This window comes from Nocardia veterana NBRC 100344 (genome assembly GCF_000308855.1).
Classification (GTDB): Bacteria; Actinomycetota; Actinomycetes; order Mycobacteriales; family Mycobacteriaceae; genus Nocardia; species Nocardia veterana.
On the sequence record NZ_BAGM01000111.1, the window covers coordinates 1 to 12186 of the forward strand.

The window sequence follows — 12186 nt, forward strand, 5'->3', positions numbered from 1 at the left end:
GCCTACCCGCGGACGAGCGACCGCACCCGCACCGCCGAACGCGCGCGGGTCGCCGAACCGCAACCCCGTCGTGGCCGGCCCCAGCCGCCGAGCGATGTGCCCCCGCATCCCCGCCCGAACGTGCGCTACCGGGACCGCTGAGCGGAATTCCTCGTCCGTCCCCGAATTCCCCACGCCCACACATCGTTTCGTGCGGACACGGCGTTACCTGGACGGTGGCGCGGCGGGCGCCGTGGATCGTCGGACGGCGGCGGGTGGTCACGGCCGCAACCCGCACCATCGGCAGCGCGATGACGGCGGCGCCGGAAGGGCTTCGCGGCGTGGGGCTTTCGTCACCGCCGGGTACGGGTCGTTACCGAGAAGTCGGCGGTCGCCTGCCGGTGGACGGCGCCGGGTGCACCACCGGCGGCCGGCCCGCTCAGCGGCGGGCGGTGCTGCGCAATTCGCGCGGGAGGGCGAAGACCAGGGTCTCGTTGGCGGTGGTGACTGGCTGAACCTCGCCGTAGCCGTGTTCGGCGAGCAGGTCCAGGACCCCTCGGACCAGGATTTCGGGCACCGACGCGCCGGAGGTGACGCCGACCGTCGTCACCCCGTCGAACCAGGCCGGATCCACCTCACGGGCGAAGTCGACCAGGTAGGCGGCGCCGGCACCGGCGTTCAACGCGACCTCGACCAGCCGTTTGGAATTCGACGAGTTGCGCGACCCGACCACGATGACCAGATCGCATTCCGGGGCCATCGCCTTGACCGCCACCTGGCGGTTCTGGGTGGCATAGCAGATGTCGTCGCTCGGCGGATCCTGCAGCTTCGGGAAGCGCTGCCGCAGCCGCTGCACCGTCTCCATCGTCTCGTCCACCGACAGGGTGGTCTGGGACAGCCAGATCACCTTGTTCTCGTCCCGCACCCGCACCCCGTCGACGGCGTCCGGGCCGTCGACCAGTTGCACGTGGTCGGGCGCCTCACCGGCGGTGCCCTCGACCTCCTCGTGCCCCTCGTGGCCGATGAGCAGGATGTCGTAATCGTCGCGAGCGAAGCGCTTGGCCTCCTGATGCACCTTGGTCACCAGCGGACAGGTGGCGTCGATGGTGTGCAGATTGCGCGCCGCGGCGGCCTCGTGCACGGCCGGCGAGACGCCGTGCGCGGAGAACACCACGACAGCGCCCTCCGGAACCTCTTCGGTCTCGTCGACGAAGACCACGCCGCGCTCCCGCAGCGTCTCCACCACGTGCCGGTTGTGCACGATCTCCTTGCGCACGTAGATCGGCGCGCCGTGCTTGTCGAGGGTGCGTTCCACGGTTTCCACCGCGCGGTCCACACCCGCGCAGTAGCCGCGGGGTTCGGCGAGCAGCACCCGCTTGCCCGCGCCGGCACCGGCCGCATCGGCCGAGCGGGCGATTCCGACATTCAGTGGGATAGCCGAGGACATGACCACAGCTTACGTGCGCGGCCCGGATCGGCCAGTGTCGCCTGCGCGGCGGGCCCGCGACCCGGCCCGGGAGGCGCGACAATGGAGCATGTGAACTCTGTTCTTTGCATCACCGGCCGTTTCGGGCAGGCTAGGGGCATGTTTCGACCTCCCTACCTGGCCCGGGTCGCCGCTGGGGCCGCCGTCTACGCACTCGAGGAAACTCGCCGGTTACCCACGGTGGCACTGCATCTGCCGATCACCGCGATCAGTCAGCTGCTGCAGACCTCGATGCATGTGCAGCAGTTCGTGACCAGCCTCGCGCTCAAGGGCGACGCGGTCTTCGACCGGCTCGCCAACCGCCCGGTGGAGCAGCCGGAGTGGGCGACCTTCGACGAGGACCTCGACGATGAGCAACCGTTCGGCAGTTCCGGTCGGGCCGGCCGCGGGGACGACGATTTCGCGGCGCGTCTGAGCCGCTTCGACAGGTATGCCGACCCGGATCCGGCGGCGGAGACCGCGGCGTCGGTGGCATCGATCACCTCGACCGCGACCAACGGCTATGCGGGATCTCACACCGGCGATGCCGCGACCGAGGCGAACCACAGCGGGGCGGGGAAGTCCGAAACAGCGTCCGCTGCCGAAGGGCCGGCCGAGCGCGGCGGTGTGGTCGAGCCCGAGGTCGCCGCCCGCTACGACTACGCGAATATGACGCTGGCCCAGCTGCGCGCGCGGCTGCGCATGCTCAGCGTCGAGGATCTGACCGCACTGCTGGAGTACGAGCAGCAGACCTTCGACCGGGCGCCGTTCGTGACCATGTTGACGAACCGGATCGCCACCGTGCAGGCCAAGTGACCGAATCACACGCCGACGCGCCGGCGACCGGGGGCCGAGCTTCCGGGGAACCGGCGCGTTCTGCTGCCCGCCCCGCCAACTCCGCCGAACAGCCCTGGCCGGTCCGCAGCATCGCGATGAAGGTCGCGCAGTGGATCGACCGGCTCGGCAGCGTGTGGGTGGAAGGTCAGATCACCCAGATCAACGCGCGGCCGGGCACCCGCACCGCGTTCCTCGTGCTGCGCGACACCGCTGCCGACATGTCGCTGTCGATCACCTGCGATCCGCAGCTGTTGCGCGCCGCGGCGGTACCGCTGCAGGAGGGCAGCCGGGTGGTGGTGTACGGCAAGCTTTCCTATTTCACCGGGCGCGGCACTATTTCCTTGCGGGTCACCGAGATTCGACCCGTGGGCATCGGCGAGCTGCTGGCCCGCATCGAGCGGTTGAAGGCCCTGCTGGCCGCCGAGGGGCTGTTCGATCCACGGCTCAAGCGCCCGATCCCGTTCCTGCCCAAGGTGATCGGCCTGATCACCGGCCGCGCGAGCGCCGCCGAACACGATGTGGTGACCGTCGCCCGGCAACGCTGGCCCGCAGTGCGTTTCGAGATCCGCAACACCGCCGTCCAGGGCCCGACCGCCGTCCCGCAGATACTGGACGCGCTGGCCGAGCTGAACGATCATCCCGAGGTCGAGGTGATCGTGCTGGCCCGCGGCGGCGGCAGCGTCGAGGATCTGCTGCCGTTCTCCGATGAAACCCTCTGCCGCGCCATCGTTTCCGCCACCACACCGATCGTGAGCGCGATCGGCCACGAGCCGGACAACCCGCTGTCGGACTATGTCGCCGACCTGCGCGCGGCCACGCCGACCGATGCCGCCAAACGCCTGGTGCCCGATGCCGCCGCCGAATTGGCGGGGGTACGCGAACTGCGCGCGCGTTCCGCCGCGGCCCTGCGCGGTTGGGTCGACCGCGAGGCGCGCGCCTTGCAGCAGTTGCGCTCGCGGCCGGTGCTCGCCGACCCGCTGCGACTGCTCGACCAGCGCCACGACGAAGTCGAACGCCTGCGCAGCGCGGCCCGCCGGGCGGTCGAGCACACTCTCACCGCGGAAGCCACCACGACGCGGCATCTGCGGGAAAAACTCACCGCCGTCGGCCCGGCCGCCACCCTGGCCCGCGGCTACGCGGTCGTCCAACGGGTCGCCGGGACCGAACGCCACGTTGTGCGCACGGTCGCCGAATCGCCGCCCGGCACGCAGCTGCGGATCCGCGTCGCCGATGGTGCGGTCACGGCCGCCGCGCTCGGCAGCCAGGCGCTGACGAACCCGCTCGCCGGCACACCACCCACCTCCGCGCCACCCGGACCCGAGCACGAGGAGTTGTCATGACCGAGAGCGAAGTCGCCGAAATCGCGACCTTCGGCTACGAACGCGCCCGCGACGAGCTGGTCAATGTCGTCAAGATGCTGGAACAGGGCGGCATGGACCTCGACGATTCGCTGGCCCTGTGGGAACGCGGCGAGGCCCTGGCCAATCGCTGTGAGGCCCATCTGGCCGGGGCCCGTCGCCGGGTCGAGGAAGCGCTGTCGCGTCGCGAGGACGGGGATTCGGAATGACCGTCCGCCGGATCGTCCCGGATCTGCACGTCGCCGATATGGAGCGCGCCCGTGCCTTCTACCGGGCCCTCGGCCTAGCGGAAGTGATGGATCTGGGCTGGGCCGTGACGTTGGCCTCGCCCGACAATCCGACCGCGCAGATCATGCTCCTCGACGCGAATACCGAGGCGCCGCAACCGGATATCAGTATCGAGGTGGCCGATGTCGACGCCGCCCACGACAGGATGGTCGCCGCGGGTGCGGAGGTGGTCTATCCGCTGCGCGACGAACCGTGGGGGGTGCGGCGCTTCTTCGTGCGCGATCCGGACGGGACGGTGGTCAACGTGGTGAGCCACCGCTGATCCGATTCAGGGCCGCAGCGGTGTCGCGGCCCCGACCGCCTGGGCCAGCGCGAGATAGGACGCCTCGTCGGCGGCGCCCTTGATCAGCACCCGGCTCGTCCCGAAGTCGGCGATCCAGCCCGGCTCACTGCCGGCGACGTGATAGACGGTCCACTTCTGCCCGCCCACCATGCGCGAACCGGACGGGCTGCGCGTGCTCACGATGTGGTCGGCCAGCGCGCTTTCGCCGGCGTTGGACTGGCTCAGCTGCAGATACGTACCCTTCGAGGTGATGTATCCGACCGTGCTGACCGCACCGCCGCTCGGGCCGGTGACGGTGTCCCGGCTTCCGGAGTTCGGCTTCCAGTCGGCGGGCACCTCGGGGTCGCGAATCGGGAAGGACAGGGTCTCGGCGTCGTCGTGCAACGCCGACTGCACATCGAAGTTCGGGACCTGTCCGGGCGTCGGGCCGTGCGCGGCGAAGCTGCACTGGCTGGCGACCGCGGCCAGCACCACGCAGATCAACACCAGCGGGATCAACGACCAGATCAGATCCCGATAGTCGTTCATGATGCGTGGTTTCTGCGACACGCCCCAAGTATCCACGCAGCGCGGCTCGCGCTCCGCGGGCCCCCGGGGCACGAGGCCGACGTCACAGCCGCCCGACCGGCCCGGACGGATCGCGCGCCGATCTGGAACAGCAGTACCTGAATGACGGATCCGACCGTTCTGCGACAATTCACGCAGCAATACACAACTCGAGGAGGCACCGTCATGACGGCACCCACACCCGCAACCAGTCGCCGCCGCGAGGCTCCGGACCGCAACCTCGCACTGGAGTTGGTCCGGGTGACCGAGGCCGGTGCGATGGCCGCGGGCCGCTGGGTCGGCCGGGGCGACAAGGAGGGCGGCGACGGTGCCGCGGTGGACGCCATGCGACAGCTGGTGGCGACCGTCTCCATGCGCGGCATCGTCGTGATCGGCGAGGGCGAGAAGGACGAAGCACCGATGCTGTACAACGGCGAGGCCGTGGGCGACGGCACCGGCCCGGAGGTCGATTTCGCGGTCGATCCGATCGACGGCACCACGCTGATGTCCAAGGGCTCGCCCGGCGCCATCTCGGTGCTCGCGGTCGCCGAACGCGGCGCGATGTTCGACCCCTCGGCGGTGTTCTACATGGAGAAGATCGCGGTCGGCCCCGAAGCCGCCGACGTGATCGACCTGTCCGCACCCATCGCCGAGAATCTGCGCCGCGTGGCCAAGGCCAAGAATTCGGCGGTATCCGACCTGACCGTGTGCGTGCTGGACCGCCCGCGGCACGCCCGCCACATCCAGGAGGTCCGTGACGCGGGTGCGCGCATCCGGCTGATCTCGGACGGTGACGTCGCAGGCGCGATCGCCTGCGCCCGTCCCGACTCCGGCACCGACATGCTGGTCGGCATCGGCGGCACTCCCGAGGGCATCATCGCCGCTGCCGCGCTGCGCTGTATGGGCGGCGCGCTGCAGGGCAAACTGGCGCCCAAGGACGACGAGGAGAAGCAGAAGGCGCTCGACGCCGGCCACGACCTCGACCGCATCCTCAACACCGAGGATCTGGTCTCCGGCGACAACGTCTTCTTCTCCGCCACCGGCGTCACCGACGGCGACCTGCTGCGCGGCGTCCGCTACTACAGCGGCGGCGCCTCGACCCAATCCATCGTGATGCGGTCGAAGTCCGGCACCGTGCGCATGATCGACGCCTACCACCGGCTGACCAAGCTGCACGAGTACGCATCGGTCGACTTCGTCGGCGACGAGGACGCGATCCCGCCGCTGCCCTGAGCGGATTCATCCGAGCCGGCCGTGGTCGCTTCGTCGAAAGCGAAGGGACCACGGCCGTTTCGGTATTCGCCGATCGGGGCACCGTGCGCCCGTCCCGGACGGCTATGAGTTCACGACGGATTGCGGCCCCTGCCGTCGGCCGTCGTGGGAGCAGAACTGCTCCGCGTTCATCCCCGCATACCGCCGGTTATCGCGGCAGCGAGCTTTCCGCCCACCCAGAGACCCGCGCCGTGGATGGCGTGCGCCCGAAGACTACCGACCCGCGCGCGGACGGGATTCGCCGTCTTCGATGCGGCAACGCCCATTCCGAACGCGGGCTGCATAACCAGCCAGGGCGCGGCCACGCTGCCCAACCCGACCGCCATCGCGGTACCCGGTCCGGGCCGGCCACCGGCCACGGTGTCGAGTACCCCGGCGAATCCGACCCCGATCGCATAGTGCGCCGCATAGCCGAGCTGCCGCTCCCCGGGAATCGGTGGTGCCGCGACTATCGAACCGTGGGCGAACCGCCCGCGCGGCATATGCCCGAGCCAGCGCCCGACGAGCCGATAATCGAGGGACACCACCCCGAACGCCTTGTGCAGGGCGAAGGCTGCGGCATCCATGAACGCCGTGGCCGTTACTCCCGTGACGATGATCCGAATTGCCCTTTTCATGAATGACTCCCTTGCCGCCGCACGGCGGACTTGTACTCGATGGATACACACACGACGGTCACCAGCGCCAGGCCGGCGCCGATCCATCCGATAGCGGTCACGGACGCACCGGCGTGCAATGCCGCGCCCGCGACGAACGGAACCAGGCTGATGCCCAGTTGGAAGGCCGATACCGTCGTCGCACCGGCGAGAGTCGGTGCGGCAGCGGCGATGTCGAACACGCGGCCGTAGATGGCGGGGTTGAGCAGGAATCCGAAGACTCCGAGCAGCACGACGAGCGAGACCACGACGGGCGGGTGCGCGGCGAAGATCGCGATCAGGGCCGAGCACACGCCGATCCCCAGGGCACCGGTAAGCAGTGCGCGGTGCGGTCGGCGATCGGAAATCCGGCCGCCGATCGCCAGGCCGATATACGCGCCGACACCGAACAGCATGAGCACCGGCGCCACCCACCCGGACGCGACGCCCGTGACGGTGGTCAGCAGCTCACTGAGGTAGTTGAAGACCACCATGTAAGCCGCGGTGCTCAGTAGCGTCACCAGGTATACGAGCCACAACCGGGGTTGTCGCAGCGTCGCCAATTCCCGTGCAACGCTGGGCATTTCCGCGGCACGGGTGGGAGGCAGCACCGCGGCGACCGCGGCTGCGGCGCCGAGGGTGAGAACGACGATCAACCAGAAACCGGCCTGCCATCCGAGGCGGTAGCCGATCGCCGTGCCTGCCGGACCGCCGAGAATCATCGCCAGGCCGAGCCCACTGATCACCACCCCTGACGCGCGGGCCGAGCGCTCCGCCGGCACCAGGCCGACGGCCGTCACCGCCGCGACGGCGAAGAATCCGGCGTAGGCGAGGCCCGCCAGGAATCGGGTGATCAGCAGCGCGGTGTAGCTGCCACCGATCAGACCGGCGGCGATGCACCCGGCGAAGGCGACCTGGGTGCACACCAGCGCGGTGCGGCGCGGCCAGCGCAGGCTCACGATCGCGAACGGCGGTCCGCCGATCACCACGCCGATGGCGAAGGCGGTGATCAGACCGCCGACGGTGGCGAGACCGACACCGATATCCGTGGCGATCGCCGGTAGCAGCCCGGCGAGCAGGAACTCGGCGCTGCCCATCGCGAAAAGACCGAAGGCCAACAGGTATACGCCACCCGGCAGCCGGCGCGTATCGGCGCCGGCCGGTGGGGCCGCTGTGCGGACACTCAACGAATCTCACCTCTTGCGTTGCTCTCAGGCATCGAATTCATGACCCGAACACTGCTCGACGCCCGACCGAGCGGCAACGAATCGTTGCCGAAACAGGAACGCTGATGTGTACTGGCGCGGTGACCAACCACCCCGCCATCGACGCGACGCTCGGACAGATCGGCATGCGACTGCGCCGAATCCGGGAGGCACAGGACGTCTCCCTGTCGGAATTGGCCCGCCGGACCGGCATTTCCAAGAGCACGCTGTCCCGCCTCGAATCCGGCGGACGCAAACCGAGTCTGGAATTGCTGCTGCCGATCGCGGCCGCGTTGGCGGTACCGCTGGACGACATCGTCGCCGCCCCACGCATCGTCGACCCGCGAATGCCGCAGCAACCCCGGCACAGCGGTGGGCGCACGATCGTCGCGCTGTCGCGAAATCAGGGCGAACCCAAGGCGTACAAGCTGACGATCCCGGCGAACGAATCCGAGCCGAATCCGCGCACCCACGCCGGCTACGAATGGCTGTTCGTGCTCAGCGGCCGGCTACGGCTCATCCTGGGCGACTACGACCTGGTTCTCGGCCCCGGTGAGGTCGCCGAGTTCGATACCCGGCACCCGCACTGGTTCGGTTCCACCGGGCACGGCAGTGTCGAGGTGCTCAGCCTGTTCGGTGGACAAGGCGAGCGAATCCACGTGCGCGCGCGGCCGAAGAATCCCGTGTCCGTGGCAGGGCAGCCGTAGCCGATATCGCCGCTGCCGATCATCCGGGGACGGGGACTGCTATTCCCCTGTCCCCTGTGCGAAAGGCCTCAGGCGTGGCAGCTCAACCGGTCCCGCTCCCGCCGTAACCTCGAGGTATGACCGACGAGACGCAGTACCGCATCGAACACGACACCATGGGCGAGGTCCGCGTTCCGGTGAACGCGCTGTGGCGGGCCCAGACGCAGCGAGCGGTGGAGAACTTCCCGATCAGCGGGCGCGGCCTCGAACGTGCCCAGATCCGCGCGCTCGGCCTGCTCAAGTCCGCCTGCGCGACGGTGAACCGCGATCTGGGCCTGCTCGACGGGGTGAAGGCCGAGGCGATCATCGCGGCCGCGAACGAGATCGCCGAGGGCCGCCACGACGACCAGTTCCCGATCGATGTCTTCCAGACCGGCTCGGGCACCAGCTCGAATATGAACGCCAACGAGGTGATCGCGAGCCTGGCCGCCGCCCGCGGCGTGACGGTCCATCCGAACGACGACGTCAACATGTCGCAGTCGTCCAACGACACCTTCCCCACCGCGACCCATGTGGCGGCCACCGAAGCGGTGGTGAAGGAGCTGATGCCCGCCCTCGACCACCTGCGGCTGCGGCTGCTGGACAAGGCCACCGAATGGCGCACGGTGGTGAAGTCCGGCCGCACCCACCTGATGGATGCGGTGCCGGTGACGCTGGGACAGGAGTTCAGCGGCTACACCCGGCAGGTGGAGGCCGGGATGGAACGACTCGTCGCCGCCCTGCCCCGGCTGGGTGAGCTGCCGATCGGCGGTACCGCGGTCGGCACCGGACTCAACGCGCCCACCGGCTTCGGCGCGAAGGTCGTTGCCGAACTGCGCAGGACGACGGGACTCGACGAATTGTCGGAGGCCCGCAACCACTTCGAGGCCCAGGCCGCCCGCGACGGCCTGGTGGAGATCTCCGGTTCGCTGCGTACCATCGCCATCAGCCTCACCAAGATCGCGAACGATATCCGCTGGATGGGTTCCGGCCCGCTGACCGGACTGGCCGAAATCCAGCTTCCGGATCTGCAGCCGGGTTCCTCGATCATGCCCGGCAAGGTGAATCCCGTTCTCCCCGAAGCGGTCACTCAGGTCGCCGCCCAGGTGATCGGTAACGACGCGGCGGTGGCGTGGGGCGGCGGCAACGGCGCTTTCGAACTGAACGTCTACATCCCGATGATGGCCCGCAACGTGCTGGAATCGATTCGCCTGCTGGCCAACGTCTCTCGACTGTTCGCCGACAAGTGCGTGGCCGGGCTCACCGCCGATGTCGAGCGGCTGCGCCGGCTGGCGGAGTCGTCACCCTCGATCGTGACGCCGCTGAATTCCGCCATCGGTTACGAGGAGGCCGCCGCCGTCGCGAAACAGGCTCTGCGCGAGAACAAGACGATTCGGGAAACGGTCGTGGATCGCGGCTTGATCGGGGACACCCTGTCGGAGGAAGAACTCGATCGCCGGCTCGATGTGCTGTCGATGGCGAAGGTCGACGAGCAGGACTGAGCAGCGGCCGGATCACCGTGCGGGGCCCTGGGTTCCGGGCTCCGCATCGGATTCCGAGGCCGGCGCGAACTCACCGCTCGGCCGCGACCAGGGCGGGATAGTCGCGCAAGTCGATGTCGTTGGCGGCGTTGTCGCTGTATTTCAGCATCAGATCGAACAGGCGCGAGCCGACGAACCAGTTCCGCATCCGGATGCCGCGCGCGGTCCGCGGGGCGAGGAAGCGACCGGCATTGGACTTGCCGGCGATCTTGGCGTAGCGCTTCATGGCCTCGTCGTAACGAGCGAAGGCGACGGTGTGGTCACCGTCGGCCAGGGCCAGTTCGCCCGCGAGCACATAGGCACCGACGACCGCGAGCCCGGTGCCGAAGCCGCCCAGCGTATTTCCGTAGGCCGAATCGCCGACCAGTGCGATCCGGCCCTTGGTGTAGCCGCCCTTCATCCGTACCTGACCGAGCGAATCCAGGTAGAACGAATCGAGATCGGCCAGCTCGGCCATCATCGCCGGCACGGGCCCCACGGCTCCGGCGAAGGCCTCGGCCAGTAGACGACGCTGCGCCGCCTCGTCCCGGCGGTCGTACTCCAGCACGTCGGCGGCAAACATGTACATGTGGGCGGCCTTGTTGCCGCCCCGCACCGCCAGGCGGCCGGGCTCGTTGTAGGCCACCGACCGGTTGCGGCGACGCGGGCCGTTCGGATCGTGGCCCCATCCCGCCGCACCGGCCGTGCAGTAGTAGTAGCCCAGATGCTTCACGAACTCGCTCTCGGGTCCGAGGGTGAGCGCCCGCACCCGGGAGTGGATGCCGTCGCATCCGACCACCAGATCGAAGGTGCGCGCGGGTGCGCGCTCGAATTCGACCTGCACGCCCGCATCGGTTTCCCGCAGCGCGGTGATCGAATTGCCGAACAGGTACTCACACCCCTCGGCAGTGCGCTCGTAGAGGATTTCCGCCAGATCGCCGCGCAGGATCTCGACATCGCCGCCGGTGAATTCCCCTGAGATGACGGCCGATTCGCGGCCCTCGGCGTCCTCGAGGACCATATCGGTCTTGCCCGTCTGCCGCCGATGGATCTCGTCCCAGATCCCCATCCGTTCGAGCACAGTGCGGTGGGTCGCCCCCTTGAAGTCCACGGCCTGGCCACCGGGCCGCAATTCCGGCGCGCGCTCGACCACCGTGACGGCGAACCCGTAGCGCTGCAGCCAGTAGGCCAGTGCCGGTCCGGCGATGCTGGCACCGGAGATGAGGACGGATGTGGTGCGCATGGCGACCCTCGTTTCTTAACTGCGTCTGATGGACGCTAATTAGCGTATGATGGACGCAGTTTCTCGTCAAGCCGGAATTCGGAGAGGATGTCGTCATGACCGCACCGACCGCTCTGGAACTGCTGTGGGGCGCCACTGCGCGCCCACGTCGCGGCCCGAAACCGTCTCTGTCCCTCGAACGCATCGTCGGCGAGGCGATCGCACTGGCGGATTCCGATGGTCTGGCCGCCGTCTCGATGCAGCGGCTGGCCGAGCGGCTGGGGTGCGCGAAGATGGCTCTGTACCGCTACGTGCCCGGAAAGACCGAGCTCACCGCGTTGATGCTCGATTACGGCATGGGCAGCCCGCCGGACCCGACGGCCACCGAGGACGGCGCCGCCGGCGGTCCGGATGCCGAACCGTGGCGCGAGCCGCTGCGGCAGTGGGCCCACGCCCTGTACGAGCGCTATCGCGCGCACCCCTGGACCATCGAGCTCACCCCCGGCGCGCGCCCGATGGGCCCGAACGAATTGGGCTGGACGGAGGCCGCGCTCGCGCCGCTGGCCGGTACCGGACTGCGCGGCGCCGAACGCCTCGACACCGTGGTGCTGCTGAACGGCCACGTCCGCAGCCTGGTGCAGCAGACCACCGGCGCCGGGCCGGAACAGGCCGAAAGCGAGATGGCTCGCCAGGTCGGCGAGGTCCTGACCACCCACGCCGACCGTTTCCCCGAGGTCGCCGCCGCCTTCGCCGACACCGCCGACGACGACCGCAACGCCGCCTTGAGCTACGGCATCGAACGCATCCTCGACGGGGTCGCCGCACTGATCGCGCGGCGACAGGCCTGACTC

General features: G+C 69.2%; 13 protein-coding genes. 8 read left to right on the top strand and 5 right to left on the bottom strand.

Annotation, left to right across the window (positions count from 1 at the left end; genetic code table 11):
• Window positions 1–418: 418 nt before the first annotated feature.
• Complete coding sequence (locus ON37_RS20955; RefSeq protein WP_040721644.1) at window positions 419–1426, bottom strand: 4-hydroxy-3-methylbut-2-enyl diphosphate reductase; 1008 nt, start codon at window positions 1424–1426, stop codon at window positions 419–421.
• Window positions 1427–1564: 138 nt separating this feature from the next.
• Between ON37_RS20955 and ON37_RS20960 the strand changes: the two genes are divergently transcribed.
• From ON37_RS20960 to ON37_RS20975, 4 genes are read left to right on the top strand one after another with little or no spacing between them, the layout of a single operon-like run.
• The gene (locus tag ON37_RS20960) at window positions 1565–2260 is read left to right on the top strand and encodes a lipid droplet-associated protein (protein WP_040721645.1); all 696 of its coding nucleotides are present in this window, start codon (window positions 1565–1567) and stop codon (window positions 2258–2260) included.
• Window positions 2257–3621: an exodeoxyribonuclease VII large subunit gene (gene xseA, locus ON37_RS20965; protein WP_083893167.1), complete on the top strand. Its 1365-nt coding sequence runs from the start codon at window positions 2257–2259 to the stop codon at window positions 3619–3621. Before ON37_RS20960 ends, xseA begins: the two co-directional genes overlap by 4 nt.
• Complete coding sequence (locus ON37_RS20970) at window positions 3618–3848, top strand: exodeoxyribonuclease VII small subunit (RefSeq protein ID WP_040721646.1); 231 nt, start codon at window positions 3618–3620, stop codon at window positions 3846–3848. Before xseA ends, ON37_RS20970 begins: the two co-directional genes overlap by 4 nt.
• Window positions 3845–4189, top strand: a complete 345-nt coding sequence (locus tag ON37_RS20975) for a VOC family protein (protein ID WP_040721647.1) — start codon at window positions 3845–3847, stop codon at window positions 4187–4189. Before ON37_RS20970 ends, ON37_RS20975 begins: the two co-directional genes overlap by 4 nt.
• 6 nt (window positions 4190–4195) lie before the next feature.
• Here ON37_RS20975 and ON37_RS20980 read toward each other — a convergent pair whose 3' ends face one another.
• A complete protein-coding gene (locus ON37_RS20980; protein ID WP_174362132.1) occupies window positions 4196–4759 on the bottom strand; it encodes a DUF4245 domain-containing protein in 564 nt (187 codons plus the stop codon).
• A 183-nt stretch (window positions 4760–4942) separates the two neighbouring features.
• On the opposite strand from ON37_RS20980, the gene glpX reads away from it, so the two are divergent.
• A complete protein-coding gene (gene glpX, locus ON37_RS20985) occupies window positions 4943–5989 on the top strand; it encodes a class II fructose-bisphosphatase (RefSeq protein ID WP_040721677.1) in 1047 nt (348 codons plus the stop codon).
• A gap of 167 nt (window positions 5990–6156) precedes the next feature.
• Here glpX and ON37_RS20990 read toward each other — a convergent pair whose 3' ends face one another.
• Together ON37_RS20990 and ON37_RS20995 are read right to left on the bottom strand one after the other, a co-directional pair.
• Entirely contained in the window at window positions 6157–6645 is a 489-nt protein-coding gene (locus tag ON37_RS20990; RefSeq protein ID WP_040721649.1) for a DUF2938 family protein, read from the bottom strand.
• Entirely contained in the window at window positions 6642–7850 is a 1209-nt protein-coding gene (locus ON37_RS20995) for an MFS transporter (protein ID WP_040721650.1), read from the bottom strand. Before ON37_RS20995 ends, ON37_RS20990 begins: the two co-directional genes overlap by 4 nt.
• Before the next feature lie 104 nt (window positions 7851–7954).
• Here ON37_RS20995 and ON37_RS21000 point away from each other — a divergent pair, with 104 nt between their 5' ends.
• Both ON37_RS21000 and ON37_RS21005 read left to right on the top strand, forming a co-directional pair.
• Window positions 7955–8575, top strand: a complete 621-nt coding sequence (locus ON37_RS21000) for a helix-turn-helix domain-containing protein (protein WP_210741990.1) — start codon at window positions 7955–7957, stop codon at window positions 8573–8575.
• A 116-nt stretch (window positions 8576–8691) separates the two neighbouring features.
• Window positions 8692–10095 (top strand): class II fumarate hydratase, encoded by a 1404-nt coding sequence (locus tag ON37_RS21005; protein ID WP_040721652.1) that lies wholly within the window; start codon window positions 8692–8694, stop codon window positions 10093–10095.
• A gap of 70 nt (window positions 10096–10165) precedes the next feature.
• On the opposite strand, the gene ON37_RS21010 is transcribed toward ON37_RS21005, so the two are convergent.
• The gene (locus ON37_RS21010; RefSeq protein WP_040721653.1) at window positions 10166–11356 is read right to left on the bottom strand and encodes an FAD-dependent monooxygenase; all 1191 of its coding nucleotides are present in this window, start codon (window positions 11354–11356) and stop codon (window positions 10166–10168) included.
• Between the two features lie 95 nt (window positions 11357–11451).
• Between ON37_RS21010 and ON37_RS21015 the strand changes: the two genes are divergently transcribed.
• Window positions 11452–12183, top strand: coding sequence for a TetR/AcrR family transcriptional regulator (locus ON37_RS21015; RefSeq protein ID WP_040721654.1), 732 nt, complete (start codon window positions 11452–11454; stop codon window positions 12181–12183).
• Window positions 12184–12186 lie beyond the last annotated feature (3 nt).

Excerpts from the sequence above, each read along its gene's own strand:
- ON37_RS20970 (WP_040721646.1), top strand. The coding sequence starts at position 3,618 with ATGACCGAGAGCGAAGTCGCCGAAATCGCGACCTTCGGCTACGAACGC.
- ON37_RS20975 (WP_040721647.1), top strand. The coding sequence starts at position 3,845 with ATGACCGTCCGCCGGATCGTCCCGGATCTGCACGTCGCCGATATGGAG.
- ON37_RS21010 (WP_040721653.1), bottom strand. The coding sequence starts at position 11,356 with ATGCGCACCACATCCGTCCTCATCTCCGGTGCCAGCATCGCCGGACCG.
- ON37_RS20955 (WP_040721644.1), bottom strand. The coding sequence starts at position 1,426 with ATGTCCTCGGCTATCCCACTGAATGTCGGAATCGCCCGCTCGGCCGAT.
- ON37_RS21000 (WP_210741990.1), top strand. The coding sequence starts at position 7,955 with ATGTGTACTGGCGCGGTGACCAACCACCCCGCCATCGACGCGACGCTC.
- ON37_RS21015 (WP_040721654.1), top strand. The coding sequence starts at position 11,452 with ATGACCGCACCGACCGCTCTGGAACTGCTGTGGGGCGCCACTGCGCGC.
- ON37_RS21005 (WP_040721652.1), top strand. The coding sequence starts at position 8,692 with ATGACCGACGAGACGCAGTACCGCATCGAACACGACACCATGGGCGAG.
- ON37_RS20960 (WP_040721645.1), top strand. The coding sequence starts at position 1,565 with ATGTTTCGACCTCCCTACCTGGCCCGGGTCGCCGCTGGGGCCGCCGTC.
- glpX (WP_040721677.1), top strand. The coding sequence starts at position 4,943 with ATGACGGCACCCACACCCGCAACCAGTCGCCGCCGCGAGGCTCCGGAC.
- ON37_RS20990 (WP_040721649.1), bottom strand. The coding sequence starts at position 6,645 with ATGAAAAGGGCAATTCGGATCATCGTCACGGGAGTAACGGCCACGGCG.